Source organism: Streptomyces sp. NPDC042371 (genome assembly GCF_056437465.1).
The window spans coordinates 666430-690507 of sequence record NZ_JBWKAP010000001.1 but is presented as its reverse complement, the minus strand read 5'-3'; the positions used below and the strand labels follow the sequence as shown (position 1 = coordinate 690507).

The 24078-nt window shown below is 71.0% G+C and carries 28 protein-coding genes; 15 read left to right on the top strand and 13 right to left on the bottom strand.

Going from position 1 to position 24078, the window contains the following annotated elements:
- The first annotated feature begins 114 nt into the window (after positions 1-114).
- The 5 genes from AC068B_RS03055 (at position 115) to AC068B_RS03035 (ending at position 2797) form a co-directional block, all read left to right on the top strand.
- The gene (locus AC068B_RS03055; protein ID WP_478668609.1) at positions 115-342 is read left to right on the top strand and encodes a hypothetical protein; all 228 of its coding nucleotides are present in this window, start codon (positions 115-117) and stop codon (positions 340-342) included.
- A gap of 46 nt (positions 343-388) precedes the next feature.
- Positions 389-682, top strand: coding sequence for a type II toxin-antitoxin system Phd/YefM family antitoxin (locus AC068B_RS03050; RefSeq protein ID WP_478668607.1), 294 nt, complete (start codon positions 389-391; stop codon positions 680-682).
- Entirely contained in the window at positions 675-1127 is a 453-nt protein-coding gene (locus AC068B_RS03045; protein ID WP_478668606.1) for a PIN domain-containing protein, read from the top strand. The genes AC068B_RS03050 and AC068B_RS03045 overlap by 8 nt, the downstream gene beginning before the upstream one ends.
- A gap of 27 nt (positions 1128-1154) precedes the next feature.
- On the top strand, positions 1155-1907 hold the full coding sequence (recO, locus tag AC068B_RS03040; protein WP_055563156.1) for a DNA repair protein RecO: 753 nt from the start codon (positions 1155-1157) through the stop codon (positions 1905-1907).
- Between the two features lie 68 nt (positions 1908-1975).
- Positions 1976-2797 (top strand): isoprenyl transferase, encoded by an 822-nt coding sequence (locus AC068B_RS03035; RefSeq protein WP_478668604.1) that lies wholly within the window; start codon positions 1976-1978, stop codon positions 2795-2797.
- Between the two features lie 84 nt (positions 2798-2881).
- On the opposite strand, the gene AC068B_RS03030 is transcribed toward AC068B_RS03035, so the two are convergent.
- The 4 genes from AC068B_RS03030 to AC068B_RS03015 form a co-directional block, all read right to left on the bottom strand.
- Complete coding sequence (locus tag AC068B_RS03030) at positions 2882-3283, bottom strand: Fur family transcriptional regulator (RefSeq protein ID WP_356262234.1); 402 nt, start codon at positions 3281-3283, stop codon at positions 2882-2884.
- Positions 3284-3354: 71 nt separating this feature from the next.
- Complete coding sequence (locus tag AC068B_RS03025; RefSeq protein WP_468562225.1) at positions 3355-4245, bottom strand: metal ABC transporter permease; 891 nt, start codon at positions 4243-4245, stop codon at positions 3355-3357.
- Positions 4246-4258: 13 nt separating this feature from the next.
- Complete coding sequence (locus tag AC068B_RS03020) at positions 4259-5044, bottom strand: metal ABC transporter ATP-binding protein (protein ID WP_478668602.1); 786 nt, start codon at positions 5042-5044, stop codon at positions 4259-4261.
- A 32-nt stretch (positions 5045-5076) separates the two neighbouring features.
- A complete protein-coding gene (locus AC068B_RS03015) occupies positions 5077-6054 on the bottom strand; it encodes a metal ABC transporter substrate-binding protein (protein ID WP_478668601.1) in 978 nt (325 codons plus the stop codon).
- 198 nt (positions 6055-6252) lie between these two features.
- Between AC068B_RS03015 and AC068B_RS03010 the strand changes: the two genes are divergently transcribed.
- Both AC068B_RS03010 and AC068B_RS03005 read left to right on the top strand, forming a co-directional pair.
- Positions 6253-7635, top strand: a complete 1383-nt coding sequence (locus AC068B_RS03010; protein ID WP_478668599.1) for a glycine--tRNA ligase — start codon at positions 6253-6255, stop codon at positions 7633-7635.
- A 92-nt stretch (positions 7636-7727) separates the two neighbouring features.
- Positions 7728-7934 carry a hypothetical protein gene (locus AC068B_RS03005; RefSeq protein ID WP_478668598.1) on the top strand — a complete coding sequence of 69 codons (207 nt, stop codon included), beginning with the start codon at positions 7728-7730 and terminating at the stop codon, positions 7932-7934.
- Here the strand turns inward: AC068B_RS03005 and AC068B_RS03000 are convergent.
- Positions 7931-8752: a helix-turn-helix domain-containing protein gene (locus AC068B_RS03000; protein WP_478668596.1), complete on the bottom strand. Its 822-nt coding sequence runs from the start codon at positions 8750-8752 to the stop codon at positions 7931-7933. The genes AC068B_RS03005 and AC068B_RS03000 overlap by 4 nt on opposite strands.
- A gap of 78 nt (positions 8753-8830) precedes the next feature.
- On the opposite strand from AC068B_RS03000, the gene AC068B_RS02995 reads away from it, so the two are divergent.
- The 4 genes from AC068B_RS02995 to AC068B_RS02980 all read left to right on the top strand — a co-directional run bounded on the left by AC068B_RS02995 (position 8831) and on the right by AC068B_RS02980 (position 10781).
- Positions 8831-9256 carry a hypothetical protein gene (locus tag AC068B_RS02995; protein ID WP_478668595.1) on the top strand — a complete coding sequence of 142 codons (426 nt, stop codon included), beginning with the start codon at positions 8831-8833 and terminating at the stop codon, positions 9254-9256.
- Positions 9257-9301: 45 nt separating this feature from the next.
- Positions 9302-9940, top strand: coding sequence for a class I SAM-dependent DNA methyltransferase (locus AC068B_RS02990; protein WP_478668594.1), 639 nt, complete (start codon positions 9302-9304; stop codon positions 9938-9940).
- 10 nt (positions 9941-9950) lie between these two features.
- Positions 9951-10286, top strand: a complete 336-nt coding sequence (locus AC068B_RS02985) for a DUF1330 domain-containing protein (protein ID WP_478668592.1) — start codon at positions 9951-9953, stop codon at positions 10284-10286.
- A gap of 177 nt (positions 10287-10463) precedes the next feature.
- Positions 10464-10781 (top strand): hypothetical protein, encoded by a 318-nt coding sequence (locus AC068B_RS02980; RefSeq protein ID WP_478668591.1) that lies wholly within the window; start codon positions 10464-10466, stop codon positions 10779-10781.
- Between the two features lie 209 nt (positions 10782-10990).
- On the opposite strand, the gene AC068B_RS02975 is transcribed toward AC068B_RS02980, so the two are convergent.
- The 4 genes from AC068B_RS02975 to AC068B_RS02960 form a co-directional block, all read right to left on the bottom strand.
- Positions 10991-11578, bottom strand: a complete 588-nt coding sequence (locus tag AC068B_RS02975; protein ID WP_478668589.1) for a TetR/AcrR family transcriptional regulator — start codon at positions 11576-11578, stop codon at positions 10991-10993.
- A 24-nt stretch (positions 11579-11602) separates the two neighbouring features.
- Positions 11603-12619: an aldo/keto reductase gene (locus tag AC068B_RS02970; RefSeq protein WP_478668588.1), complete on the bottom strand. Its 1017-nt coding sequence runs from the start codon at positions 12617-12619 to the stop codon at positions 11603-11605.
- A gap of 83 nt (positions 12620-12702) precedes the next feature.
- Positions 12703-14130 carry an MFS transporter gene (locus AC068B_RS02965; protein ID WP_478669228.1) on the bottom strand — a complete coding sequence of 476 codons (1428 nt, stop codon included), beginning with the start codon at positions 14128-14130 and terminating at the stop codon, positions 12703-12705.
- Between the two features lie 155 nt (positions 14131-14285).
- Positions 14286-15728, bottom strand: a complete 1443-nt coding sequence (locus AC068B_RS02960; protein ID WP_478668587.1) for an MFS transporter — start codon at positions 15726-15728, stop codon at positions 14286-14288.
- An 83-nt stretch (positions 15729-15811) separates the two neighbouring features.
- Here AC068B_RS02960 and AC068B_RS02955 point away from each other — a divergent pair, with 83 nt between their 5' ends.
- Positions 15812-16687 (top strand): helix-turn-helix transcriptional regulator, encoded by an 876-nt coding sequence (locus AC068B_RS02955; protein WP_478668585.1) that lies wholly within the window; start codon positions 15812-15814, stop codon positions 16685-16687.
- An 81-nt stretch (positions 16688-16768) separates the two neighbouring features.
- Positions 16769-17908 (top strand): tRNA dihydrouridine synthase DusB, encoded by a 1140-nt coding sequence (gene dusB / locus AC068B_RS02950; protein ID WP_466136837.1) that lies wholly within the window; start codon positions 16769-16771, stop codon positions 17906-17908.
- A 3-nt stretch (positions 17909-17911) separates the two neighbouring features.
- Here the strand turns inward: dusB and AC068B_RS02945 are convergent, their stop codons facing one another.
- Together AC068B_RS02945 and AC068B_RS02940 are read right to left on the bottom strand one after the other, a co-directional pair.
- Positions 17912-19183, bottom strand: coding sequence for a cytochrome P450 (locus tag AC068B_RS02945; protein WP_478668584.1), 1272 nt, complete (start codon positions 19181-19183; stop codon positions 17912-17914).
- A 20-nt stretch (positions 19184-19203) separates the two neighbouring features.
- Positions 19204-20571 carry a glutamine synthetase family protein gene (locus AC068B_RS02940; protein WP_478668582.1) on the bottom strand — a complete coding sequence of 456 codons (1368 nt, stop codon included), beginning with the start codon at positions 20569-20571 and terminating at the stop codon, positions 19204-19206.
- Positions 20572-20829: 258 nt separating this feature from the next.
- Here AC068B_RS02940 and AC068B_RS02935 point away from each other — a divergent pair, with 258 nt between their 5' ends.
- A complete protein-coding gene (locus AC068B_RS02935; protein WP_478668581.1) occupies positions 20830-21621 on the top strand; it encodes an acetoacetate decarboxylase family protein in 792 nt (263 codons plus the stop codon).
- Here the strand turns inward: AC068B_RS02935 and AC068B_RS02930 are convergent.
- Entirely contained in the window at positions 21618-23096 is a 1479-nt protein-coding gene (locus tag AC068B_RS02930) for an APC family permease (protein WP_478668579.1), read from the bottom strand. The two genes, AC068B_RS02935 and AC068B_RS02930, sit on opposite strands and share 4 nt — an antisense overlap.
- A gap of 207 nt (positions 23097-23303) precedes the next feature.
- On the opposite strand from AC068B_RS02930, the gene AC068B_RS02925 reads away from it, so the two are divergent.
- A complete protein-coding gene (locus AC068B_RS02925; RefSeq protein ID WP_478668578.1) occupies positions 23304-23882 on the top strand; it encodes a MarR family winged helix-turn-helix transcriptional regulator in 579 nt (192 codons plus the stop codon).
- Position 23883: 1 nt separating this feature from the next.
- Here the strand turns inward: AC068B_RS02925 and AC068B_RS02920 are convergent, their stop codons facing one another.
- Positions 23884-24048, bottom strand: coding sequence for a hypothetical protein (locus AC068B_RS02920; RefSeq protein ID WP_478668577.1), 165 nt, complete (start codon positions 24046-24048; stop codon positions 23884-23886).
- Positions 24049-24078 lie beyond the last annotated feature (30 nt).

Sequence of the window (24078 nt, the reverse complement as noted above, 5' to 3'; positions counted from 1 at the left end):
ATTGAGGATCGACCCCGCGTCAGAGGCGCGGGAAGCCCCGTGTCCGAGGGTCGAATTGGGGGGTTGTTCCGTCGATGTGGCGGCGCGTCTGGCCGCCGCGCTGAGGAGTGCGCCATGAACCTTCCGCTGAACCTGCCCGTCGGGGCGTACGTCGTGGACACCAGGAGCGGCCGTGTGGGCCGGGTGATGGGCCACGAGGGGCCGTACGTCCAGCTGCGCCCCTACGGAGGGGGCCGCGAGTGGGACTGCGCCCCGGAGGCCGTCCGCACGGCGACGACCGCGGAGCGGCTGCGCGCGGCGACGGCGTACGCGAACGCACGGAGCCGGGGCGAGGTGACCTGACCGGAGCGGGCGGGCCAGGGTGTAGAACGAGTAGTACGCTGAAATCATGGCTGGAAACACGGAGAGCGGCAATGACGTCCCCCTGCGGGAGCTCAACCAGCAGACGTCCCGAGTCATGGCCCGCGTGGAGGCGGGCGAGACGGTGACGATCACCAAGGACGGTGTGCCGATAGGGGACATCGTGCCGAGGGGCGGGCGCCTGGGGCAGCCCTCCTACCCGTTCCGCACCGATCCGATGGGCCTGCTCGACCTTCCGGACCTGGAAGGTCCGGCGCTCACGGATGACGAGATCGACGAGGTCCTGCGAGGCATGGGCGATATGGGGGCTGGGGATGCCTGAGATTCCCGTGGCGATCGCGGACACCAACGCCCTGTACCGCCTGTTCACGCCGAAGGACCCGCGCCACGCGGTGCACAGGGAGGCGCTCGCCCGCGTCGGGCACCTGGTCGTCTCGCCCATGGTGCTCACCGAACTCGACTACTTGCTGACCCAGCGGGTGGGGGCCCAGGCGTCCATGACGGCCCTCGACTTCATCGCGCGCCAGGCGGAAGCCCGCCGCTTCGAGATCCCGGAGGCGGCTCCCCATCTTCGCGGAGCGATGGCGGTGATGCGCGGGTATGGCGACGCTGCGGGAGGCAAGGGCGTCGGTCTGGCGGACGCCATGAACGTGACTCTCGCGGCGGCCTTCCAGACCGCCGACATGCTGACCTGCGACGCGCACTTCCGGATGATGCGCCCCCTGACCGCGCACCGGGCGTTCCGATTGCTCCCCGACGACTTGTGAGGCCGATCCATACGCGAGAATGGGCCCATGAGCCTGTTCCGCGACGACGGCATCGTGCTGCGCACCCAGAAGCTGGGTGAAGCGGACCGCATCATCACCTTGCTCACGCGCGGTCACGGACGCGTGCGGGCCGTCGCGCGTGGGGTGCGGCGGACGAAGTCGAAGTTCGGGGCGCGGCTGGAGCCGTTCTCGCACGTCGACGTGCAGTTCTTCGCGCGGGGGAGCGAACTGGTCGGGCGCGGGCTGCCGTTGTGCACGCAGAGTGAGACCATCGCTCCGTACGGTGGCGGCATCGTCACGGACTACGCGCGCTACACGGCCGGGACGGCCATGCTGGAGACCGCCGAGCGGTTCACGGACCACGAGGGCGAGCCCGCGGTGCAGCAGTATCTGCTGCTCGTCGGCGCACTGCGCGTGCTGTCCCGGGGCGAGCACGAGCCCCACCTCGTCCTCGACGCCTTCCTGCTCCGCTCCCTCGCCGTGAACGGCTACGCGCCGAGCTTCACGGACTGCGCGAAGTGCGGCATGCCGGGACCGAACCGCTTTTTTTCGGTCGCCGCGGGCGGATCGATTTGCGTCGACTGCCGGGTGCCCGGCAGCGTCGTGCCGTCGGCGGAGACGCTCACGCTTCTCGGCGCGCTGCTCACCGGCGACTGGGAGACGGCGGACGCGTGCGAGGCGCGGCACGCCAGGGAGGGCAGCGGGCTTGTTTCCGCCTATCTGCACTGGCACCTGGAGCGCGGACTGCGCTCTTTGCGGTACGTAGAGAAAAGCACGTAGGCACGTCAGTACGTGAGCACGTGAGTACGTCGCGTGCAGTGAACAGCTAGGTAGGAGAGAGACCCCCCATGGCACGACGCGGAATCCTCGGACGGTCCCGCCGCGAGTACCAGCTGCCCGAGCCCCACCCCTCGGGCGCGCGACCGCCGAAGATCCCCGGCGAGCTGGTCCCGCAGCACGTGGCGATCGTCATGGACGGCAACGGACGCTGGGCGAAGGACCGCGGCCTGCCGCGCACCGAGGGCCACAAGGTCGGCGCCGAGCGCGTCCTCGACGTACTGCAGGGCAGCATCGAGATGGGCGTCGGTGCGATCTCGCTCTACGCCTTCTCCACCGAGAACTGGAAGCGGTCGCCGGACGAGGTGAAGTTCCTGATGAACTTCAACCGCGACTTCATCCGCAAGACCCGCGACCAGCTGGACGGCCTGGGCGTGCGGGTGCGCTGGGTGGGGCGGATGCCCAAGCTGTGGAAGTCGGTCGCCAGGGAGCTGGAGATCTCCCAGGAGCAGACCAAGGACAACGACAAGCTGACCCTGTACTTCTGCATGAACTACGGCGGCCGCGCCGAGATCGCGGACGCGGCGCAGGCCCTCGCGGAGGACGTGAAGGCGGGGCGGCTCAACCCGTCCAAGGTCAACGAGAAGACGTTCGCGAAGTACCTGTACTACGCGGACATGCCGGACGTCGACCTCTTCCTCCGCCCGAGCGGCGAGCAGCGCACCTCCAACTACCTCCTCTGGCAGAGCGCCTACGCCGAGATGGTCTTCCAGGACGTCCTGTGGCCGGACTTCGACCGGCGCGACCTGTGGCGCGCCTGCCTCGAATACGCCTCGCGCGACCGCCGCTTCGGCGGGGCGATCCCCAACGAGGAGCAGATCGCCAACAGTTAGCCAGTTGGCGGCACCAGCATGCGAGAGGGCCCGCCCGTCGGAACGACGGTGCGGGCCCTCTCGCGTACGTACGACTACGTACGACTACTTGTTCGCGCACTCCTGGCACGTGCCGAAGATCTCCACCGTGTGCGCCACGTTCACGAAGCCGTGCTCCGTGGCGATCGCCTCGGCCCACTTCTCGACCGCGGGGCCCTCGACCTCGACGGCCTTGCCGCAGACGCGGCAGACCAGGTGATGGTGGTGGTCGCCGGTCGAGCAGCGGCGGTAGACCGTCTCGCCCTCATTGGTGCGCAGGGCGTCGACCTCGCCCGCGTCGGCCAGGGACTGGAGGGTGCGGTAGACCGTGGTCAGACCGACCGAGTCGCCCTTGTGCTTGAGCATGTCGTGCAGCTCCTGCGCACTGCGGAACTCGTCCACGTCGTCGAGTGCCGCGGCCACCGCCGCACGCTGGCGGGTCGACCTGCCTCGAACCGGGGCTCCCACGGTTGCCTCCTCGCGTCTGCGCTCTGGTCTGGGCCTGCCGGGCCATTGTGCCAGGTCGGCCTGGACGCAGGTCAGGTCTTGGCCACCGACTGGGCCGGTACCGAGCACTCCGCGGGATCCCCGGCCGCCTCAGCCGCGGCGGCCGCCCGCGCTCTGCGCCTGGCCAGTGGCGTCGCGAGGACGGTGAGGGCGATGAAGACGCCGATGGTGAGCAGCACGATCGTCGCGCCGGGCGGCACGTCCTGGTAGTACGACGTGACCGTGCCGCCGAGCGTCACGGCGATGCCGATCGCCACCGAGACCGCGAAGGTCGCCGCGAAGCTCCGGGTGAGCTGCTGGGCGGCCGCCACCGGCACCACCATCAGCGCGGAGACCAGGAGCAGGCCCACGACGCGCATGGCGACGGTGACGGTGACCGCCGCGGTCACCGCGGTCAGCAGGTTCAGGACGCGGACCGGGAGGCCCGTGACGCGCGCGAACTCCTCGTCCTGGCTGACCGCGAAGAGCTGGCGGCGCAGGCCCACCGTGACGAGGACCACAAAGGCGGCCAGCAGGCAGATCGCCGAGACGTCCTCTTCGGAGACCGTCGAGAGCGAGCCGAAGAGGTACGACTGGAGGTTCGCGTTCGAGCCGCCGGGGGCGAGGTTGATGAACATGACGCCGCCCGCCATGCCGCCGTAGAACAGCATCGCCAGGGCGATGTCGCCGCGCGTCTTGCCGTACCAGCGGATCAGCTCCATGACGACGGCGCCGACGATCGCGACCGCCGTCGCCATCCACACGGGAGACGTCGACAGGAGGAAGCCGAGGCCGACGCCGGTCATCGCGACGTGGCCGATGCCGTCGCCCATCAGGGCCTGGCGGCGCTGGACGAGGTAGATGCCGACGGCGGGCGCGGTGATGCCGACCAGGACGGCGGCGAGCAGGGCCCGCTGCATGAAGGCGTAGTTGAGGAGTTCCATCGTTCTTGCGTCCTCAGGTCAGCAGGCCGGTACGGACCGGCTCCGCGTCGGCGGGGTGCGGGTGGACGTGGTCGTGGCCGGGCAGCGCGTGCTGGCCGACCGCGCGCGGCGGCGGGCCGTCGTGCAGGACGCAGCCGTCGCGCAGGACCACGGCACGGTCGATCAGGGGCTCCAGGGGGCCGAGCTCGTGCAGGACGAGCAGCACGGACGCGCCGCCCGCGACCTGCTGGCGCAGGGTGGCCGCGAGGACCTCCTGGCTGGCCAGGTCGACGCCCGCCATCGGCTCGTCCATGATCAGCAGCTCCGGCTCGGAGGCCAGCGCGCGGGCGATGAGGACCCGCTGGTGCTGGCCGCCGGAGAGCGCGTTGACGGAGTCCTTGGCGCGGTCGGAGAGGTCCACCAGGTCGATGGCGCGGGCGACGGCCTCGCGGTCGGCCTTGCGCATGATCCCGAGGCGGGCGCGGGAGAGCCGCCCGGAGGAGACGACCTCGGTGATGGTGGCGGGGACGCCGCCCGCGGCGGTGGTGCGCTGCGGGACGTACCCGACGCGGGCCCAGTCGCGGAAGCGGCGGCGCGGGGTGCCGAAGATCTCGACCTCGCCGCCGGTGACGGGGACCTGCCCTATGACCGTGCGCACGGCCGTGGACTTGCCCGAGCCGTTGGCGCCGAGGAGGGCGACGACCTCGCCGCGCCCCACGGTGAGGTCGATGCCGCGCAGCACGGGGCGCGAGCCGAGCTCGGCCGTCACCTTGCGCAGGGATATGACGGCTTCGCCCGTGTGATCGTGCTTGCTGCTCATGGCTCGTCCCTCCGTAGCCGCGGGGGTGGGGGTCACTTGGTGCCCAGGGCCTTCTGCAGGGCCTTGAGGTTGGACTCCATGACCTGGATGTAGTCGTCACCCTTGGAGTCGTCGGTGATGCCCTCGATGGGGTCGAGCACATCGGTCTTCAGACCGGCGTCCTTGGCGAGGGTCTTCGCCGTCTTGTCGCTGACGAGGGTCTCGTAGAAGACCGTGGTGACGCCGTCGGCCTTCGCCATCTTCTGGAGGTCCTTGACGCGCTTGGCGCTCGGCTCGGCCTCGGGGTCCAGGCCGCTGATGGCCTCCTCGGTGAGGCCGTAGCGCTCGGCGAGGTAGCCGAAGGCGGCGTGGGTGGTGATGAAGACCTTCGAGGATCCGGACTTGGTGCCGGACGTGGTGTCCTTCAGGCCGTTCTCGAAGCTCTTGTCCAGGGCGCCGAGCTTCTTCACGAGGGCCGCGGTGTTCTTCTTGTACGTCTTCGCGTGGTCCGGGTCGGCCTTCTCCAGGGCCTTGCCGACGCCCTCGGCGACCTCGGAGTACTTCACCGGGTCGAGCCAGATGTGGGGGTCGGCGCCTTCGTGGGAGTGGTCGTGGCCGTGGTCGTCGTGCTCCTCTGCGTGCCCGCCGACCTCGTTGCCGTGCTTCTCCATGCTGGTCAGCGAGGCGGCGTCGACCTTGGTCTTGATGCCGGACTGGTCGATGGCGTCGTCGACGGCGGGCTGCAGGCCCTTGAGGTAGAGGGCGACGTCGGACTCTTCGAGCTCCCCGCGCTGCCGGGCGGAGACGTCGAGGTCGTGCGGCTCCTGGCCGGGCTCGGTGAGGGTGGTGACGGAGACGTGGTCGCCGCCGATCTGCTCCGCGAGGTACTGCATGGGGTAGAACGACGCCACGACGTCCAGCTTGCCGTCCTTGTCGTCCGCGGCGGAGGTGGAGCAGGCGGTCAGCGCCGTGAGGCCGAGGACCGTGGCGGAGGCAAGGGCGGCGGTGGGTATGAGGCGTCGTACGTTCATGACACTCATTTTCAACAAATGTGGAAACGATTGTCAACAAGGCCTCCATGGGGGCCTGCGCGGGGACGTGCGCGAGGACGTACGCGGGGAACCGATTTGATTAGGGGGGTAAGGCCGCCGGTAACCTGAAGCATTCGCTCCCGAAGCCGCTGCTCCGGCAGTACTTGCTTCGTCCGCCGTCGTAATGAAGAGAGCACCGTGGCCGCCGACAAGATCGACACCATCGTCAGCCTCAGCAAGCGCCGTGGCTTCGTTTTCCCCTGCAGTGAGATCTACGGCGGTCAGCGCGCCGCCTGGGACTACGGACCGCTGGGCGTCGAGCTGAAGGAGAACCTCAAGCGCCAGTGGTGGCGCTACATGGTCACCTCGCGCGAGGACGTTGTCGGCATCGACTCCTCGGTGATCCTGGCGAGCGAGGTCTGGGAGGCCTCCGGCCACCTCAAGACCTTCTCCGACCCGCTCACCGAGTGCCTCTCCTGTCACAAGCGCCACCGCGCCGACCACCTGGAAGAGGCCTACGAGGCCAAGCACAACCGCCCGCCGGCCAACGGCCTCGCGGACATCAACTGCCCCAACTGCGGCACCAAGGGCCAGTTCACCGAGCCCAAGCAGTTCTCCGGCATGCTCGCCACGCACCTCGGCCCCACGCAGGACACCGGCTCCGTCGCCTACCTGCGCCCCGAGACCGCGCAGGGCATCTTCACCAACTTCGCCCAGGTCCAGCAGACCTCGCGCCGCAAGCCGCCGTTCGGCATCGCGCAGACGGGCAAGTCCTTCCGCAACGAGATCACGCCCGGCAACTTCATCTTCCGCACCCGCGAGTTCGAGCAGATGGAGATGGAGTTCTTCGTCAAGCCGGGCGAGGACGAGAAGTGGCAGGAGTACTGGATGGAGCAGCGCTGGAACTGGTACACCGGCCTGGGCCTGCGCGAGGAGAACATGCGGTGGTACGAGCACCCGAAGGAGAAGCTCTCCCACTACTCCAAGCGCACCGCTGACATCGAGTACCGCTTCCAGTTCGGCGGCAGCGAGTGGGGCGAGCTGGAAGGCGTCGCCAACCGCACGGACTACGACCTGACCGCGCACTCCAAGGCGTCCGGCCAGGACCTGTCCTACTTCGACCAGGAGGCGGGCGAGCGCTACACGCCGTACGTCATCGAGCCCGCGGCCGGTCTCGGCCGCACCATGCTCGCCTTCCTCCTCGACTCGTACTTCGAGGACGAGGCCCCCAACGCCAAGGGCAAGCTGGAGAAGCGCACGGTCATGCGCTTCGACCACCGCATCGCCCCGGTGAAGGTCGCGGTCCTGCCGCTCTCGCGCAACCCGGAGCTGTCCCCGAAGGCCAAGGGCCTCGCCACGGCCCTGCGGCAGAACTGGAACATCGAGTTCGACGACGCGGGCGCCATCGGCCGCCGCTACCGCCGCCAGGACGAGATCGGCACGCCGTACTGCGTCACCGTCGACTTCGACACCCTCGACGACAACGCGGTGACGGTGCGCGAGCGCGACACCATGAAGCAGGAGCGCGTCTCCCTCGACCAGATCGAGGGCTACCTCGCGACGCGTCTCGTGGGCTGCTGACGCTCGTAAGCCTGTACGTGCGCTGAGGCGAGCCACGGGAAGCCCCCGGTTCCGGGTTATGGAACCGGGGGCTTCTGTGCACACTGAGCCGCATGCTTCCAAAGACCACGAGCAAGGTCAGGCGCTGGGACCAGCACGGGCGCGAGCACGTCGTCGAGGTCCAGAAGGCGGGTGTGCAACGGCAGTTGAGCTGCGGGACCTGCGGATGGAGCAGGAAGGCGCAGTTCCTTCCGTGGCTCAAGGCCGAGGAACACCTGACGGAGGAGCACCAGGCGACGGTGGATCCGTCGGCGTCCTAGCGGGGCCCTGGAGCGGCGTGGGGCGTCTGTACGAGGACCGACGTGTCCTGGGGCCGCGGGGTGAGCAGCAGCGTCATGCCGTACGGCCGCGGGGTGCGCGCGCCCTGTGGCGTGAGCTCGACGGTCCGCGAGGCGAAGTCGCCCACCGAACGGCACGCCCACCAGGCCGCCAGGTCGGGCCGCACGGAGTCGAGCCGTCCGGTGAGCCGCCGGAAGCTCTCGTCGTCGGGGCTGCGGTCCGCGCGGGTGCGCAGGTGCCGGTAGAGCTCCGTGGCGACGGACTCCCAGCCGGGCAGCACGCGCTGGTGCGAGGCGTCCCCGACCAGCAGGAGCAGCAGATTGCGCCGGTCCTCAGGAGTGCGGGCGGGGTCGGGCCACACGGCCGTGTACGCGCGGTTCCAGGCGAGGATGTCCAGGGCGGGGCCGAGGAGCAGCGCCGGGCTGTCGGGCCAACTGTCCAGCATGGCGCGGAGATCCGGGTCGTACGAGGCGGTCCTGTCCGCCGCGGCGGGGGCGAACCCGGCGAGGGCGAGGGCGTGCCGGTGGGCGGCGTCGTCGAGGCGCAGGGCACGGGCGACGGCGTCGAGCACCTGCCGGGAGGTGTCCACGCGGCCCTGCTCCAGCCACGTGTACCAGGCCACGGAGACGCCGGAGAGCGCCGCCACCTCCTCGCGGCGCAGCCCTGAGGTGCGCCTGCGCGAGGTGTGCGGCAGCCCGACGTCGCTGGGGGAGAGGTGCTCGCGGTAGGCGCGCAGGAAGCCCCCGAGTCGCTGCCGGAGGGCGCTGGTCGCCGTCGGGGTCGCCGCTGTGGTCGCCATGATCCCAGCGTATGACCTGGGGTCACCCCCATGGATGCCTGTCTGGTTGCGGCAGTTGGGCGGACGCAGGCTGGTCCCATGACTGAGACACCGACGATGTGGCGCCGCCACAACGACTCCACGGACCTGCCCGAGCCCCGCCCCCTGATCCGCGTCTACACCGGCCCCGGCACGCTGGACGACGTCGCGGCCTCCTACGAACGCCTGCTCGGCACGGAACGCGACATGTGGTTCGCGTACCCCGAGAAGAACCTCGCCCTGGCCGTGGTCGGCGCCTTCCTCCTCATCGAGGGCACGGAGGAGACCCTGGCCCCGTTCCGCGCCACGCACGGCACGCTGCTCGTGGACTCGGCCCAGAAGTACCTGGACCGCCTGGCGGCGGAGGGCGCGACCGTCACGGACCCTCTGATCAAGGTCCCCACGGGCTCGGGCTTCACGGCCCGCCACCGGGACGGCACGCTCATCGAGTACGTGGAGCACAGGCCGACGGAGGAGGGGCTGTAAGGGACCGTGGAGGTGACTGTCAGAGGCACCCCCTAGGGTCCGCCCGTGACTACTTCCTCCACCTATCTCACCGACACAGCCGACGCCTACGACGCCATCGCCACCGTGTACGCGGGGATGGCCCGCGACGACCTCCACGGCCCTTCCCTGGACCGCTCGATGATCACGGCGTTCGCCGACCACGTACGGGCCGACGGCGCGGGGACCGTCGCCGAACTGGGCTGCGGCCCGGGCCCGGTGACGGCCCTCCTCCGTGACCTGGGCCTGGATGCCTACGGCGTCGACCTGTCTCCGGCGATGATCGACCTGGCCCGCGAGGCCTACCCGGACATCCGCTTCGAGGTCGGCTCCATGGACGCCCTGGACCTGCCGGACGCGGCCCTCTCCGGCATCGTGTCCTGGTACTCGGTGATCCACACGCCACCACAGGAACTCCCGCCGTTCTTCGAGGAGTTCCACCGCCTCCTGGCCCCCGGCGGCCACCTCCTGCTCGCCTTCTTCGAGTCGGAGGGCGACCCGCTCACCCCCTTCGACCACAAGGTGACGACGGCGTACCGCTGGCCGATCGACGACCTCGCGGGGCTGGCCCGCGAGGCGGGCTTCACCGAACTGGGCCGCATGCTGCGGGAGCCGGGGGAGGGGGAGCGGTTCCGCAGGGGCCACCTGCTGATGCGAAGGGAATGAGGACCGGACAGTGTCTGCATACGTGATAGTCACCATCGACGTGCTGGACGAGGAGGCAGGCTTGGCCTACGCGCCTTTGGCCCAGAAGTCGATCCTTGCCCACGGGGGCCGCTACCTGGTGGCGGGCCCCGCCCCCGAGCCGGTCGAAGGCACGTGGAACTCCAGCCGGTTGGTGGTCCTGGAGTTCCCGGACCTGGCCCGGATCGGAAGGTGGTACGACTCCCCGGAGTACCGCGAGGCCCGCCGGATCAGGGAGGGCAAGGTGAACGTGACGATGCTGTTCGCGGAGGGCTCGCCTCCTGAGGGATTCACCCTCGGGGAGGCGGTGGCTCCTGCCCCTCGGTAGCCGCTGATCACGGAGACCCGGCCGAGTGGCCGGGTCTTTCCGGTGGACCGGCGGATTGTCGACGACTCGGGACTCCACCAGGATCTGATCCATGAAGCGCGGGAATCGCATCGAACGCTGATTCCCGCCTCATCCCCTTCTGTCGGAATCATTCCGAGATCACGAGACCACGAGGCCATGAAGAAGAAGCTCACCACCATTGTGCTCGCCGCCGCCATATTCGCGGGCGCCGCACCCGCGGCCCACGCCGTGGATGTGAACCAGGAGTACAACTCCGCGGCGTGCTACCTCGGCAAGAAGAAGGACCAGAAGGCGTGCGAGCGGCTGCTCTCGGCCAAGCCGATGTCCAAGACCGCGAAGGACTGCCTGCTCAAGGCGGGTATCGGTGGTGCGGCCGCGCTCGTCGTCGGGCGCATCAACAAGGACCTGGCCAAGAAGATCGCCACCGGCGTGGTGGCCGCCGGTGTGACCGGCTGCCTGAACTCCCTGGTCTGAGGGGGATGTCAGCCGTGGGCCGCAAAGTGGGCATCATTCTCGCGTGGGCGGCGATTCTCTGCACCGTCAACAAGTTCCTGATCGATGCCTATTGGGGCGAACTCGCAGCCACCGCAATATGCGGCGGTGCGATGGCATTCTGCCTCAGTAGGTCCGACAGGAAACCGTGACCGCCTGACGGACCCGTGACAGGGGGGGGGACGGGTCCGTCAGGCCCGCAGGCCGCGCAGGGTCAGGTCGAGTACCGCCTCGAAGGCGGTCTCGATGCCGGGGCGGGACCAGTGCGCGGCGTAGGACGGGTCGTGGAAGCGGCTCGTCGCGTCGAAGACGGCGCGGGCCGATGTGGCGGGGTCGGCGGAGGCGAAGTCGCCGTCGGCCACGCCCTCTTGGACGATCGCCGTCAGCTGGCCCGTGAGGTCGGCGATGTGGGCGTCGACCACGTCGCTGTTCTCGTCGACCAGTACCGAGTACGTGGCGAAGAGCTCGGGGTCGTCGCCCGCCTTGTGCTGCTTGGCGGCGAAGAGGCCCGCGAGCCAATGGCGGAGCTTCGTCTCGGGCGGCTCGGTGCCGGTGACGATCGACGAGAGCGTCTGCGACGTACGGTCCAGCCAGCGCCGCGTCACCGCGCCGCGCAGCTCCGCCTTCGTGCCGAAGTGGCGGTACACCGTGCCGTGGCTCACCCCGAGGGCGCGGGCCACGTCGACGACCGTGGCCTTGGCCGCGCCGTGCCTGCGCAGCACCTCCTCGGTCGCTTCGAGGATGCGCTCGGGGGTCAGGGGCGCCGCGGTTGCTGCCATGGCTAGACCGTACCCGTGGGCGGATCAGTGCTCGCTGTCGAGGTGTGCCATCTGGGAGTCCGGGTAGCGCGCCCCGGCCGCCGCACCTGCGGGGACGGCCGCCTCGATCGCCGCGAGGTCCGCCTCGTCGAGCGTCACGTCGAGCGCGCCGAGCGCCTCGGTCAGCCGGTCCCTGCGGCGGGCGCCGACCAGCGGCACGATGGCCGCGTCGTGCCGGGGGCCCTGCGCGAGCACCCAGGCGATGGCGGTCTGCGCGACGCTGACGCCCTTCTGCTCGGCGATCTTGCGCAGGGCGTCGACCAGATCGAGGTTGCGGTCGAGGTTCTCGCCCTGGAAGCGGGGGCTCATCGACCGGAAGTCGTTCGCGGCCAGCTTGCGGTCGCGGGTGAAGTGGCCGGAGATCAGGCCGCGGGACAGCACCCCGTACGCCGTCACGCCGATGCCCAGCTCGGCGGCCGTCGGCAGGATCTCCGCCTCGATGCCGCGCGAGATCAGGGAGTACTCGATCTGCAGGTCGGAGATCGGGGCGGTGGCCGCGGCGCGGCGGAGCGTGTCGGCGCCGACCTCGGAGAGGCCGATGTGCCGGACGTGCCCCTTCTCGACCAGTTCCGCGATGGCGCCCACCGTCTCCTCGACGGGCACGTCGGGGTCGATGCGGGCGATGCGGTAGACGTCGATGTGGTCGACGCCGAGGCGCTGGAGGGAGTACGCGGCGAAGTTCTTGACCGCGGCCGGGCGGCCGTCGTAACCCGACCAGCCGCCGTCCGGGTCGCGCAGGGCGCCGAACTTGACGCTGGTCAGCGCCTGTTCGCGGCGGGTGGCCGGGGCGGAGCGGAGGGCCTCGCCGATCAGCATTTCGTTGTGCCCCATGGCGTAGAAGTCGCCGGTGTCGAGGAGCGTGACGCCCGCTTCGAGTGCGGCGTGGATCGTCGCGATGGACTCCGTGCGGTCCGCGTCTCCGTAGAGCGCGGACATCCCCATGCAGCCGAGGCCGAGGGCGGAGGTCTGGGGGCCGTTGTTGCCGAGAGTGAGAGTGCGCATGCCCCCACCATGACATGACAGATGACAGATTTCAATATCTGTCATCTGTCATGTGTCATCTGTTATTCGTCATCTGTCACCTGTCACCGAAGGGAGGGTGGCGTCGCGTGTTCGTCGGCCTCCGTCGTCAGGCGCTCCGCCGTCCTCCTCGCCGTCTCCCGCGCCCACCGCCCGCTCGTCACCGCCCCCAGCACCAGCACCGCGAGTCCGCAGCCCGCGATGATCCACCAGGCGGGACGGCTCGCCTGCGTGAAGTCCTTCGCGTACGAGGAGGAGGCGACGCCCGACGCCAGGACCGCGCCGATCACCGCGACGCCGAGGGTCGTGCCGATCTGGCGGCTGGTGGAGGCGACCGCCGCGGCGACACCCGCCTGGGTGCGCGGCATCCCGGAGACCGCGGTGTTGGTGATCGGCGCGTTCACGAAGCCGAAGCCCAGGCCGAAGAGGACGTAACCGATCAGCCGTGTGCCGTCGGACGCCGCCGCGTCGAACGCGGCGAACAGGACGCCCGATGCCGTCATCGTCACCCCCGCGATCAGCAGCGGGATCCGTGGGCCCCGGCCGCCCACCAGGCGGCCCGACAGCGGCCCGCAGGCCAGGGCCAGCGCCGCGATCGGCAGCATCCACAGCCCGGCGTGCAGCGCGTCGAGGCCGAGCACGTCCTGGAGGTAGAGCGTCGACAGGAAGAGGAAGCCGCTGAGCGCGGCGAAGGCGCAGACCGCGATCACCGTCGCCCCGCTGAACGGCGCCGACCGGAAGAAGCGCAGGTCGATGAGCGGCTCGGCGCGGCGCGGCTCGTACCGGAGCAGTCCGACCAGGCCGAGCGCCGCCGCGCCCGCGAACCCGAGGATCAGCGGTGACGTCCAGCCCGCGCGGGGCGCCTCGATGATCGCGTACGTCAGCGCGCCGAGCAGCACGATCACGAGGAGCTGTCCCACCGGGTCCGGGCGGCGCGGCTTCGGGGCGCGGGACTCGGGGACGTACCGCAGGGTCAGGAAGAGCGCGGCGAGGCCCACCGGCAGGTTGACCAGGAAGATCGAGCGCCAGCCCACCGAGTCCACGAGCACCCCGCCGACCAGCGGGCCCGCCGCAAGCGAGATGCCCGCGACACCACCCCAGACGCCGATGGCGCGGGCCCGTTCGCGCGGGTCGGTGAAGGTGTTGGTGATGATCGACATCGCGACCGGGTTGAGCATGGAGCCGCCGACGGCCTGCACCATGCGGAAGACGACCAGGAGTTCGAGGCTGGGGGCGAGCGAGCAGAGCACCGAGCCGAGGGTGAAGATCACCAGGCCCGCCACGAAGATCTTGCGGCGGCCGATCCGGTCGGCGGTCGACCCCGCCAGCATCAGGAGCGAGGCGAGGACCAGCGTGTACGCGTCGACCGTCCACTGCATGCCCGAGACGCTCGCGTCGAACTCGCGCTGCAGGGTGGGCAGCGCGACGTTCAGGACCGTGTTGTCGAGGGTGACGATCAGCAGGCTCGTGCAGCAGATCGCGAGGACGAGCATCCGCCGACGGTGGTCGAGGCCGTCGGGGTGCCCGTCGGGGTGCCCGTGGGGGCGTCCGTCGCGGTGGTTGAGTTCATCGGGCATCTTTCGACGGTAGTCCGCCCGGAGGCCCGGGGCCCGGCCGCGCCGGGGGCGGCGTACGGGACCGGACCTGATCAGGTCAGCTGTCGTGGCAGCCGCAGGCTCAGCGCCGCAAGGCCGAGCAGCCCCGCGAGCTGCACCCCGAGCGCGGTCACGAACGCGTCCCGCATGCCGAGGCCGGGCACCAGCGACAGGAAGAGCGAGCCGACCGTCGCCACGCCCACGGCCAGGCACGACTGCTGCACGGTCGCCGCCAGACCGCTGCCCGCGCCCGCCCGCGCGGCGGGCACCGCCGCCAGCGCGACCCGGTAGTAGAGCGCCAGCTGTACGCCCTGGCCGAGCCCGCACAGCAGCAGCCCGGGGGCGAGCGCCAGGGGGCTCAGGGCGGACCACGGCGCCGACCACAGCACCGTCAGGCCCAGCACCGCGAGGCCCGCGGCGTGCACCAGGGCCGCCCGGGTCATCGCACGGCTGCCCCAGCGGCGCACCAGACGCGGCACGAGCAGCGCGGCCGGGATCTGCGTGAGACCCATGGGAATCACGGTCAGGCCCGCCTTCAACGCCCCGTAGCGGAGGCCCTGTTGGAGGACGATCGCGAAGCCGAACATGAAGCCGCTGAACCCGACGAAGATCGGCAGGCCGAGGACCAGGCTCTTGCGCACGCCGGGCTCCCGCAGCAGCGACGGGGGCAGCAGCGGGCTGCCGCCGGTCCGCTCGGCGCGGCTCTCCACGGCCCCGAACACCCAGCCAAGCAGCGGTGCCGCGACCAGCAGGAGCACCGACCACAGCGGCCAGCCCGTCGCCCGCCCCTCCGTCAGCGGCAGCAGGAGCGCGGTCAGCGCACCGGCGAACAGGACGGTGCCGAGGACATCGCCCCGCGCGGGCCGCTCGGCGCGGCTGTCGGGCACCGTGCGCACCCCGACGAGCAGGGCCGCCACGGCGACCGGCACGTTGACGAGGAACACCGCGCGCCAGCCGGTACCGCCCAGGTCGGCGGCGACCAGGGCACCGCCGAGGGCCTGGCCGAGCAGGCCCGCGACCCCGCTCACGGCGCCGTACAGGGCGACGGCCCGCGCCCGGCGCTCGCCCCGCGTCGTCGCGTGCAGGGTGCCGAGGACCTGCGGCAGCATCAGCGCGGACGCGGCGCCCTGCGCCACCCGCGCCCCGACAAGCCACCACGCGCCGGGCGCGAGCCCGCAGGCCAGCGAGGTCAGGCCGAAGGCGGCCACGCCCCACAGGAAGAGCTTCCTGCGCCCGTACGTGTCGCCGAGCCGCCCGCCGAGCACGAGCAGCACGGCGTACGCCACCGCGTACCCCGCGACGACCATCTCCAGCGTGGCCGGGGAGGCGTGCAGGTCGCGCTCGATGCTGGGCAGGGCGACGTTGACGATGAAGAAGTCGATGCTGGAGAGGGAGGCGCCGAGGAGGAGGGTGAGGAGGCCGAGGCGGGTGAGGGCGGGCGGTCCGGGCTCGGCGCCCGTGGCGGGGGACTTGTCGGTGCTGGTCGCAAGAGTCACGTACACGACGATGTTCCGGCTCCCAGGGGGGTACCAGAGCCTTCTTATCCTGGTACCAGGCGAACCTGGAAACAGGCTGAGCGATGGCGCAGCCTTGCTCTGTGACCGATACCGCCGACATCCGCCGCCAAGAGCTCGCCGCGTTCCTCCGCAGCCGCCGCGAGCGCGTCACGCCCGAGCAGGTGGGCCTGGTCCGCGGCAGCAGGCGCCGCACGCCGGGGCTGCGCCGCGAGGAGGTCGCGCACCTGTCGAGCGTGGGCGTCACCTGGTACACGTGGCTGGAGCAGGCCCGGCCCATCAAGGTGTCCGCTCAGGTCATCGACGCCATCGCACGGGCGCTGCTCATGGACCCCAGCGAGCGCGCGCACCTCTTCGCGCTCGCCGGGGCCATCGACACCCGCCCCGAGGCGGAGTGCAACGCCCTCTCCGCGGAGGTCCGGCGGCTGCTGCGCCGCCTCGCGCCCTACCCGGCCACCGTGCAGAACGGCCGCTACGACGTCCTCGCGCACAACCGCTCCTGGAACCACGTCTTCGGCGACTTCGACGCGATGCGGCCGCGCGACCGCAACTGCCTGTGGCTCCTCGCCACCAGCGAGAGCTGGCGGGAGACCTTCCTCGACCGCGACGAGATGCTGCGCGACCTGATCGCCAAGTTCCGGGGCTCCATGGCCGAGCACGGTGCCGAGCCCGCCTGGAAGGAGCTGCGCGACCGGCTCGTCGGGGCGTCCGCGGAGTTCCGCGAGCTGTGGGAGCGGCACGAGGTGGCGACCATGTCGCCGCACGTCAAGCGCTATCAGCACCCGCAGGTCGGGCTGCTGCGCCTGGAGCACCGGATGATGTGGATGGCCCCGCTGATGCAGGCGTACCGGCTGATCGCGTACGTCCCCGCCGACGACGCGACCGAGGAGCGCCTGGAGCGGCTTGCGGAGCTTTCGGCGGCGGACGGGACTGCCGTATGACCGTCGCGTGAGGAGGGTGGGACGACCGCTCGGGGAGTGAGGGACAATAGAGGGTCCCGTCGTCCGTCCCGGAGATCATCGATGCCGTCCCAGCCGCAGCCCCTGTCGATCGGCCCGCACACCGTGCAGCCGCCCGTCGTGCTCGCCCCCATGGCGGGGATCACGAACGCGCCGTTCCGGACGCTGTGCCGGGAGTTCAGCGGCGGCAAGGGCCTCTTCGTCAGCGAGATGATCACCACCCGCGCCCTGGTGGAGCGCAACGAGAAGACGATGCAGCTGATCCACTTCGACGAGACGGAGAAGCCCCGCTCGATCCAGCTGTACGGCGTGGACCCGGCGACCGTCGGCAAGGCCGTCCGCATGATCGCGGAGGAGGGCCTGGCCGACCACATCGACCTGAACTTCGGCTGCCCCGTCCCCAAGGTGACCCGCAAGGGCGGCGGCTCCGCCCTCCCGTACAAGCGTCCGCTGCTGCGCGCGATCCTGCGCGAGGCCGTCAGCGGCGCCGGGGACCTCCCCGTCACCATGAAGATGCGCAAGGGCATCAACGACGAGCACATCACCTTCCTCGACGCGGGCCGCATCGCGGTGGAGGAGGGCGTGACCGCCATCGCCCTGCACGGCAGGACGGCCGCGCAGCACTACGGCGGCACGGCCGACTGGGACGCCATTGCCCGCCTCAAGGAGCACGTGCCGGAGATCCCGGTCCTCGGCAACGGAGACATCTGGTCGGCGGCGGACGCGGTCCGCATGATGGACGAGACGGGCTGCGACGGCGTCGTCGTGGGCCGCGGCTGCCTCGGCCGCCCCTGGCTCTTCGGCGACCTGGTCGCCGCCTTCGAGGGCACGGGCGCGCCCAAGGCCCCGGACCTGCGCGAGGTCTCGAAGGTCATGCTGCGCCACGCGACCCTGCTCGGCGAGTGGATCGGTGACGAGGCGCGTGGCGTCATCGACTTCCGCAAGCACGTCGCCTGGTACCTGAAGGGCTTCGCGGTCGGCTCGGAGATGCGCAAGCGCCTCGCGATCACCTCGTCCCTCGCCGAACTGGAGGACGGGCTCGGCGAGTTGGACCTGGACCAGGCGTGGCCGGTCGGCGCGGACGGCCCGCGCGGCCGCACCTCCGGCAACAACCGCGTGGTCCTGCCGGACGGCTGGCTGAAGGACCCCTACGACTGCGCGGGCATCAGCGAGGACGCGGAGCTGGACACGTCGGGCGGCTGACCTTCAGGCCAGTGTCACCGTGACGGGAAGTTCCTTGATCCCGTTCACGAAGTTCGACCGCACCCGCCGCACCTCACCGGCCACGCGGATGTCCGCGAGCCGCGGCAGCAGCTCCTCGAACATGATCCGCATCTCCAGGCGGGCCAGGGAGTTGCCCAGGCAGAAGTGCGGGCTGCCCTTGCCGAAGGTGACGTGGTCGTTGTTCTCGCGGGTGACGTCGAAGCGGTACGGATCGGGGAAGACGTCCTCGTCGCGGTTGCCGGAGGCGAACCACAGCACCACCTTGTCGCCCTCCCTGATCAGCTTGGAGCCCAGCTCGACGTCGCGGGTCGCCGTCCGCCGGAAGTGATAGACGGGCGAGGCCCACCGCAGGCACTCCTCGACGGCGTCCGGGATGAGCGAGGGGTCGCGGACGAGCCGCGCACGCTCCTGCGGATGTTCGATGAGCGCGAGCATGGAGTGCGAGATGGCGTGCCGGGTGGTCTCGTTCCCCGCCACGACGAGCAGCAGGAAGTAGTTGTCGAAGTCGGTGGGGGAGAGCGGCACCCCGTCCTTGGGCGAGCTGTTCACCAGCGCGCTCACCAGGTCGTCCCCGCTGCCGCCCCGCCGCCGGGCGGCCAACTCCCGTCCGTACGCGAAGACTTCGAGGGAGGCGGGCGACCTGAAGGGCAGATTGCGGTACTGGTCGCTCTCCGCGCTCTCCAGGAGCACGTCGGCGTAGTCGGGGTCGGTGTTGCCGATGATGCGGTTGCCCCAGTCGATGAGCTGCTGCGTGTCCTCCTCGGGGACGTCGAGCATGCGGGCGAGCACGTTGATGGGGAAGTCCGCGGAGACCTCCCGCACGAAGTCGAAGGTGCCCAGGGGCAGGGCCGCGTCGAGGGTGCGCGCGGTCAGCCCGCGCAGGAACGTCTCGTACGTCGCGACGGCGCGCGGCGTGAACCGCTTCTGCAGGATGAGCCGCATGGCACGGTGCCGGAGCCCGTCGGTCTCCAGGAGGGACCGGCGCAGGGCGATGTAGTCGTCGTCCACCTCCTCCAGGTTGGTGAACATCTCGGAGGTGAAGGTCTCGGGGTCGCGGTCGACGCGCACGATGTCGGCGTGCCGGGTGACCGCCCAGAAACCGGAGTTGGGCGGGGGCTCGGGCTGCCAGTGGACGGGGTCCTCGCGGCGCAGCACGTCGAACATCCGCCAGGGCAGCGCGCGGTCGGTGAACCGGTCGTTGTCGGCGAGGTCGACGTCGGCGAGGGAGAGGGGTGGAACGGCGGCCGTACGCATGAAACGCACTCCTAGCGAGGTCAGATGAGAAACGCGTACTCCCCGAACTCCCAATCGGTGACGGCGTGTTGATAGCGGTCGATCTCGTTCCGCTTGTACGTCAGGAAGGCGCGGGTGAAGCCGTCGCCGAGGAGATCGGTGAGCGCCTCGTCGGCCTCCAGCGCGTCGAGGGCCTCGGGGAGGGTGCCGGGGAGGCGGGGCGCGGCGGTCTCGTCGTAGCCGTACCCCTCCAGCGGGGCGGGCGGGTCGGGTGTGTCGCGCAGGCCGAGCAGGACGGCGGCGACGGTGCCCGCGACGAGGAGGTACGGGTTGGCGGAGGCGTCGCCGAGGCGCAGCTCAAGGCGGGTGCCCGCACCGCGCTCGGGCGGGATGCGGACCATGGCGCTGCGGTTGTCCAGGCCCCAGTCGATCAGCCAGGGGGCGAGGGTGTCGGGCCCGAAGCGCTTGTAGGAGTTGACGGTGGGGTTGAGCAGGGCGGCGAGCGCGGGCGCGTGCCGCAGGACGCCGCCGATGGCGTGCCGGGCGGCGGCGGAGAGCCCGCCGTCGGCCCGCGGATCGTCGAACACGTTCCGCCCGTCGCCGTCGACCAGCGACAGGTGCACGTGGAACCCCGACCCGCCGAGCCCGTTGAACGGCTTGGCCATGAAGGTGGCGAGGCGGCCCTCGTGGCGCGCGGTCTCCTTGACGGCTGCCTTGAAGAAGAAGGCGCGGTCGGCGGCGTCCAGGGCGTCGGAGTGGTGGAGGTTGATCTCGAACTGCCCGCCGTCGAACTCGTGGTTCCCCGCGATGGCGCCGATGCCGAGCGAGTCCAACTGCCGCAGGGTGCGCAGCAGATGACCGTCCGGGTCGCCGCGTCGCCCGGCGCTGTACACGTTCCCTGTGGCGCCGCCGTACGGGGTCCAGCCGGACGCGGCGCCTGGGGAGGCGTCGCACAGGAAGTACTCCAGCTCGGGGCCGACGACGGGGGAGAGGGCGTCGTCGCCCGTGCACTCCCCGACGCGGGCGAGCACCCGGCGCAGCACGGCGCGCGGCGACTCCGGGGCGGGTTCGCCGGTGAGGGGATCACGGGTGTCGCCCAGGCACCAGGCGACGCCCGGCTCCCAGGGCAGCGGCTTCAGGGTGTCCAGGTCCGGGTGGACGCAGACGTCGGGCAGCCCCGCGTCGAGTCCGCCCGCGACGGGGACGACGTCGCCCCGGGGGGTGGTGTGGTAGACGGCCCGGCAGAAGGAGAGGCCGTGTCCGCAGGCGCTCGGCAGGTGGTCGACGAGGACGTCGCGGCCGCGGTCGGCGCCGATGAGGTCGGGGTAGACGACGCGGACCACGTCCGTGTGGTTCGCGCGCAGTTCCTCGACGGTCCCGGCAATGTCTGGTGCGCTCGCTTCACTCACCCGTGGTCAGCCTCTCTGCGGGGTGGAGCGGGACGGTGTCGCCGTCATGTTGTTTGACCTCAAACGGTATGGCGGGGTGGGGGGTTGTGCAAGGGGTCGCGCGGGGGTGGGGGCCGGGGCGGGTGCCGGGTCGGGCCTGCGTGGTGGAGGGTGTGGCCGCCGGGTCGGTCCTGCGCGGTGGAGAGTGTGGCCGCCCGTGACATCCTGACGGCCCCGGCGTATCGTACGGGCCCAAACGAAGAGTGAAGGGGCCTGGTCATGACCGGAGTTCAAGGATTCCTTCCGCCCAGGAGCGCGACCGGAAGGGCCGCCATCGTGCCCGCACCGCCCTGGCACTACTCCGGCGACCTCCTCACCGTCGAGTACCGCACCGACCCGGCCCGGGTCCGCGAACTCCTCCCGGAACCCCTGGAACCGGCCCCCGACGACCCCGGCGCCGTCGCCCTCGTCTGGGCCGACTGGCAGTCCTGCGGCGCCGACATGACGGAGCTCCTCGACCCCGTCCGCGCCCAGTACAAGGAGTGCTTCGCGGTCGTCCGCTGCGCCTACCGCGGCCGCACCTACTCCCGCTGCGTCTACATCTGGGTCGACAAGGACTTCGCCATCGCCCGCGGCAACCACCAGGGCTACCCGAAGAAGCTCGGCTCCATCCACCTCACCCGCCCCCATCCCTACGGCCCCGCTCCCCGCATCGAGCCCGGCGCGGTCTTCGGCGCGACGCTCGCCGCCGCCGACCGCCGCCTCGCCCAGGCGGTGGTGACCCTGCGCGAGCCCTCCGGGACCAACGGCTTCGTCAACGCCCACCCCATGGCCCACCACCGCCAGCTCCCCGCCATCGACGGCAAGGGCCTCGCTCTGGACGAGCTGATCGCCTCGGGCGCCGCGGCCTTCGAGGGCGGCGAGGCGTGGCGGGGCGACGCGGACCTCACCCTCTTCGAGGCGCCCACGGAGGAGCTGGCCACGCTGACGATCGACGAGCCGATCGGCGCGTACTACCGCCAGGTGGGCGTCACTTGGGACGGCGGGACTCTCCTTGAGCGGGGGCTCTAGGCGGAGAGGTCGCCTGCTTTCGACCCGATCCCCGCGTACGCCGCCGGTCGCGCCGCCCGCAGCCACAGCCCCCACCCGCACCCCGCCGCCGCGGCGGCGAGGATGAGGCTCGGCAGGATCCACCGCAGCGGGTTGTCCGACGAAACCCCCAGCTGGACACTGAAGTTGGTGAGCGCCAGCCAGAAGACGACGGCGAGCGCGGCGCCCGAGAGGAGCGGCGCGACCAGCCGGTGCCACAGCGGCTCGGTCAGCTCGGGGCGGCGCCTGAAGTACGCGACGACCGACGCCGACGTGGCGAACAGGAGCAGGATCACGCCGAGCGCGCCGAGGTTGGTCAGCCAGGTGAAGACGTCGGCCACGGGGTCGCGCCCCGCCAGCGCGAAGACGCCGATCACGATGACGGTGACCGCGGTCTGCAGCAGCGAGCCGCGGTGCGGCGACGTGTGCCGGGGGTGCAGCACGCCGAGCCCGCGCGGCAGCACACCCTCCCGGCCCAGTGAACGCACGTACCGGGCAACGGCGTTGTGGAAGGAGAGCAGCGCCGCGAGCAGGCTCGTGATCAGGAAGAGCTGGGCGTAGTCGGAGAAGGCCGTGCCGAGGGTCGAGGAGCTGAGGGTGAACATCATCTGCGGGCCCTCCTCGGCCGCGACCCGCGTCGCCCGGTCCGTGCCCGCGCCGGTCACCATGGCCCACGCCGTGGCCGCGTAGAAGACACCGATGAGTCCGACGGCGATGTACGTGGCCCGCGCCACGGTCCGGCGCGGATCCCGGCACTCCTCGCTGTACAGCGCGGCCGACTCGAACCCCATGTACGCGGCGAACACGCAGCACAGCGCGACGCCGAGCGAGCCGTCCGTGGCGGCGGCCCAGGTGAGCGGCGTGGTCGAGACGCCCTCCGGGGCGTGTGTGAACTGGCCGATGTCGAAGACGAGCACGGTGCCGAACTCCAGGACGAGCAGCACGGCGAGGACGCGCACGCCCACGTCGACGCGCCGGTAGCCGAGCGCCCCGACGACCGCCGTGCACGCCAGCACGAGGACCCACCAGGGGATCTCCACGCCGGTCCGGGCGTCGATGAACTCGGCGGTGGTGGCGCCGAAGAGGCCCGCGATGCCGATCTGCATCGCGTTGTACGACAGCAGCGCGACGAAGGCCGCGCCCACGCCGGGGGTACGGCCGAGCCCCTGCGCGGTGTAGGCGTAGAAGGCCCCGGCGCCGGTGATGTGCCTGCTCATCGCCGCGTATCCGGCGCTGAACAGGCCGAGGACGACGGCTATGAGCAGGTAGAGCAGCGGTATCCCGAGGACGCCCGTGACGGCGAGGGACTGCGGGACGCCGCCCGCGGCGACGGTGAGCGGCGCGGACGCGGCCACGACGACGAAGACGATGCCCGCGACGCCGATGCGGCGTTCCGGGGCGGCGGTGGCGGGGAGGGGTGGTGCGGGCGAGGCTGAGCCTTGGTGGTCGAGAGCCATGCCGGGCCTCCGGGGAGGGGAGGGCGCATCCATGCGGGACGCGTTATCGTTTGAGCCCGTACGAAGTTGAATGGCGCCGATGGTACGGACGCCCCGGTGCCCGGGCAAGAGGCCTCAAGAGGACTTGGGAGACTGAAGACCCGAGCCCCTACCGACGACGGACCACCACCGCACCACCACCCCACAGGAACAGGGAGACACACGGACGTGACGGGCAACCGCTCCATCCGCGACACCGAGAAGGCGGTCAGGGCCAAGCTCGGCGGCACGCCCGTCGAGTACGAGCAGATGGCCGCGGTGTCGAACATCTACCGCGCGGCCGCGGCCGTCCGGCAGCACTTCGAGAACTCCGTCCTGCGCGGCGCCGAACTGACGTGGACGTCGTTCGTCGTGCTCTATGTCGTCTGGATCTGGGGCGAGATGGAGACCCGGTACGTCGCCGAGGAGGCCGGTATCTCCAAGGGCACGCTGACGGGCGTCGCCCGCACGCTCATGGGCCGCGGCCTGATCGAACGCCGCGGCCACCCCGACGACGGCAGGCTCGTCCTGCTCCGGCTCACGGACGAGGGCGAGCGCCTGATGGGCGAGGTCTTCCCCGCCTTCAACGCCGAAGAGGCCTTCGTCACCGAGGGCTTGACGGACGCGGAGTGCGAGACGCTCGCGGACCTGCTGCGCAAGATCGTGGTGCGGACGGAGGACAACGGCGAGGAACGCAGGATCGAACTGCTCGCGGGCGAGGCCCCCGCCCGGCGCCGCAGCGGCCGCCGGGCGAAGCCTGCTCAGTGACTCAGCTCGCCTCCTGGATCAGGCGCCAGGCAATCCGCCCGGCCGTGTAGACGGCGGGGCCCCAGCGCCGGACCGTCTCCACCGCACGCCGCAGGCGCGGCCGTGCCGTGGAACGGGCATCGTCACTGCTGTCGTTCCGCTTCGGCTGTGCGCTCTCGGTATCCATACCTCGATGTCGCCACGTCCGAGCGGGCAG